Origin of the sequence: Rhodovulum sp., assembly GCF_011048875.1 — a bacterium.
Taxonomy (GTDB): domain Bacteria; phylum Pseudomonadota; class Alphaproteobacteria; order Rhodobacterales; family Rhodobacteraceae; genus Rhodovulum; species Rhodovulum tesquicola.
The window spans coordinates 1-3,639 of record NZ_DSDD01000338.1 but is presented as its reverse complement, the minus strand read 5'-3'; the positions used below and the strand labels follow the sequence as shown (position 1 = coordinate 3,639).

Sequence of the window (3,639 nt, the reverse complement as noted above, 5' to 3'; positions counted from 1 at the left end):
CGGCGGGCGGATTGCAGGGGCTCAGCCGTGGCTTTCCAGCAGCGCGCGCAGATCGTCCAGCGTGTTCGCCTCGGCCGGGGGCTTGTCGCGGCGCCAGCGCGCCATCCGGGGAAAGCGCAGTGCGATGCCCGACTTGTGGCGCGGGCTTTCCTGGATGCCCTCGAAGGCGATCTCGAAGACATGCTCGGGTCTGACCTGCCGCACCGGGCCGAAACGTTGCAGGGTGTTGCGGCGCACCCAGGCGGTGATCTCGCGGAACTCGGCATCGGTCAGCCCGGAATAGGCCTTGGTGACGGGCACCAGGTCGGCGCCGTCCCAGACCGCGAAGGTGAAATCGGTGTAGAGCGTCGCGCGCCGGCCATGGCCCGCCTGAGCATAGATCATCACCGCATCGACCGTCAGCGGGTCGAGCTTCCATTTCCACCAGTCGCCCTTCCGCCGCCCCGCGAGATAGGGCGCGGCGGCGCGCTTCAGCATCACGCCCTCGGCGCCCGCCGCGCGGGCGGCGGCCCGGGTCTCTGCCAGCGCCGCCCAGTCAGCAAAGCGCAGGCACGGCGACAGGCGCAGCGGCGCGCGGTCGGGCAGGCGGGCGAGCAGCGCCTCCATCCGCGCCCGCCGTTCGGTCAGTGGGCGGTCGCGGATATCCCGGCCGTCGTCCTCCAGCAGGTCATAGGCTTTCAGCACGACCGGCGCCTCGGCCAACAGCCGTTTCGACAGGCTCTTGCGGGTGATGCGTTTCTGAAGCGCGGCAAAGGGCAGGGGGCGGTCATCGGCCCAGCCAAGGATCTCGCCGTCGATCACGGTGCCCGGGGGCAGGAAATCGCGGGCCTGCGCCAGTTCGGGGAACCTGTCGGTGATAAGCTCCTCGCCGCGCGACCACAGGAAATGCGTCCCGCCCCGAACGATCAACTGCCCGCGGATGCCGTCCCACTTGTATTCCGCGCACCAGTCGGCGGGATCGCCCAGCGCCTGTGCTTCCCCCTCGATCTGATAGGCGAGGTAGAAGGGATAGGGCCGCGACAGCGCGGCGGCGGGGTCGGGCGTCTCGATCAGCGCGGCCCATGTGGTGGTGGCTGGCGTCCAGTCGCCCATCAGTCGATGCGCGAGGTCCGCCTCGGCGATGCCGGTGGCCCGCGCCAGCGCCCGCGTCATCAGGGTCTGGCTGACTCCCACGCGGAACCCGCCGGTGATGAGCTTGTTGAACAGGAAGCGTTCCGTGCCGTCGAGCCGGTTCCAGGCGGCGAGGATGCGCGCCTTGCGCGCGGGCTCGTCGAGCGCGGTGAGCGCCGCGATCTCGGCCATCCAGTCGCTGAGCCGCGCGTCGCTGTCCCCGGTCGCGGGCGGCAGAACCAGCGCGATGGTTTCGGCCAGATCGCCCACCACCGGGTAACATTCCTCGAACAGCCACAGCGGCAGCCCGGCGCCCTCGGCCGCCCATTCCCGCAGCCGCGTGGTCGTTACCGCCCGGCGCGGACGGCGGCCCGACAACAGCGCCACGGTCCACAGCCGGTCGTCCGGGGGCGCCTCGGCAAAGTACTCGGCCAGCGCCGCGACCTTGGCGTTGGTCTTTGTCGTCCGGTCGAGTGCGGTGAAAAGGGCGGCGAAACGCTTCACAGCGTATCCTCGGCGCTGTCGAGGCTTTCGCCCTGGAAGGCGGTGCGCACGATTTCGGCGTCGTAGCCCTGATCGGCCAGCCAGCGGCGAAAGACGCTGGTGTAGCCGTGGGTGACGAACACCCGTTCTGCGCCGGTTGCGCGGATGGCGGCGTTCAGCCCGGCCCAGTCGGCATGGTCCGACAGCACGAAGCCGCGCTCGGCACCGCGCCGCCGCCGCACGCCCCGAAGCGCCATCCAGCCCGAGGCGACGCCGGTTTCTGCGGCCCCGAAGCGCCGTGCCCAGGGGCCGCCCAGCGCCGAGGGGGGCGCCAGCACCAGCGCGCCCGGATGCGCCTTGAGGTCGGTCGCCGGGGTGACGGGCACCGTCTGGGGCAGCGCGATCCCCTGGCCGCGCATCACTGCGCAGGTGGCCTCGATCGCGCCATGGGTCAGGATCGGTCCGATCGAGGCGTCCACCCCCGCCAGCAGCCGCTGCGCCTTGCCCAGCGCATAGGCGCCCAAGAGGCTGACGCGCCCCTCGGCGGCATTGGCGGCCCACCAGTCGTCGATCCCGGCCAGAACCTGCGCCTGCGGTGCCCAGGTGAAGACCGGCAGCCCGAAGGTGCATTCGCTGACGAAGGCATGCGCCCGGACCGGCTCGAACGGTTCCGACAGGCCATCCGCCTCGGTCTTGTAATCGCCAGACACCACCCAGACCTCGCCCGCCACCTCGACCCGGATCTGGGCCGAACCGGGCACATGGCCCGCGGGGTGAAAGGACACGAGCGCATCGCCGATCCGGCGGGGCTCGCCATAGGTGATGGTGTCCAGCGCGATCCCGCCCAGCCGGTGGCGGATCACCGGCGCGGCCGGGGCGGTGGCCAGATAGCGGCGATGGCCGGGGCGGGCGTGGTCGGAATGGCCATGCGTGATCAGCGCGCGGTCCACCGGCGCCCAGGGGTCGATGAAGAAGTTGCCAGCCGGGCAGAAGATGCCGCGCTCGGTAAAGGTCAGGACGGACATGAGAGCCAATATGGGTCAGGTGGCCGGCCGGGCCACCGGCTTACAGCTGGCCGATGCGGTCGAGAATGCGCAGGGGCGGGCGTGGCGCGGCATGGCGCGTGAAATGCGCCGCAGCTTCGTCGAAGACGCGGGTGCGGGTGGGCGCGTTCTCCATCATTACTTCGTGGCGCGCGCCCTCGATCTCGCGCAGCGTGCCCGCGGGCCAGGCGCCCTTGAGCGTGCGGATCGCGTTCGGGCAGACGATGCGTTCGTCGCTTCCCAGATAGGTCAGGGTGGGCACGCTTGGCGGCGGCATGCACGTCAAAAGGCGTGTCTCGCGCAGCGCCTCGTGCAACCAGGCCAGACTGGGCCCTCCAACCGCCAGTTCGGGCCGTGCGGCCAGTTGGCGCCGCATGTAACCGAACATCTCGGGATCGCCGGTCAAGTCGTTGTCATCGAAGTGGCAGGCCAGCACATAGGTCCGCCCCCCCTTGGTCGGTGTGACCCGCCGGTCCAGCCCCAGCGGACGGCTTGCCGCGCTCAGTGCCCAGGCGGCGCGGCGCATGAGCGGCGAAAAGCGGACGCCCCACATCGGCGCCGTAAACACGGCCGAGGCGACATCCAGCCCCTCATGCAGCGCGCGCAGACCGATGCAGCCGCCCATGGAATGGGCAAGCAGGTGAAACGGCCGGGGCAGATCAAGGGCCTGCGCAACATCCAGCATCGCCGCGACATCGCGCTGGTAGGTGTCGAACCGGTCTACATGACCAAGCACCGGATCGTCATGCAGCCGGTCGGCCAGCCCCTGACCGCGCCAGTCGACGGCTACCGTGGCAAAACCGCGCGCCACCAGTTCGCCCGCCGCGCGACCGTATTTCTCGACATATTCGCTGCGGCCGGGAAACAGCAGCACCGTGGCCCGCGCCCGCGCCGCCGCCCAGACCGCCACGCGGACGCGGACTCCGTCAGGGGCCAGGGCCCAGAACGCGACGGCGTCCCCGGGGCCTTCGGCGATGTCGTTGTGAAAGGGCGCGCGGTCCAT

General features: G+C 70.7%; 3 protein-coding genes. All 3 read right to left on the bottom strand.

Annotation, left to right across the window (positions count from 1 at the left end; all coding sequences use genetic code 11):
• Positions 1 to 21 precede the first annotated feature (21 nt).
• A complete protein-coding gene (locus tag ENN83_RS11870) occupies positions 22 to 1,614 on the bottom strand; it encodes an ATP-dependent DNA ligase (RefSeq protein WP_287187287.1) in 1,593 nt (530 codons plus the stop codon).
• Entirely contained in the window at positions 1,611 to 2,618 is a 1,008-nt protein-coding gene (locus ENN83_RS11865; protein ID WP_414707660.1) for a ligase-associated DNA damage response exonuclease, read from the bottom strand. Before ENN83_RS11865 ends, ENN83_RS11870 begins: the two co-directional genes overlap by 4 nt.
• A 40-nt stretch (positions 2,619 to 2,658) precedes the next feature.
• Positions 2,659 to 3,639 (bottom strand): alpha/beta fold hydrolase (locus ENN83_RS11860; protein ID WP_287187283.1); only part of this gene is annotated, 981 nt, incomplete at its 5' end.

What these genes read in the sequence shown, in the direction of transcription:
- ENN83_RS11865 (WP_414707660.1), bottom strand. Translation starts at nt 2,618, where the DNA reads ATGTCCGTCCTGACCTTTACCGAGCGCGGCATCTTCTGCCCGGCTGGC.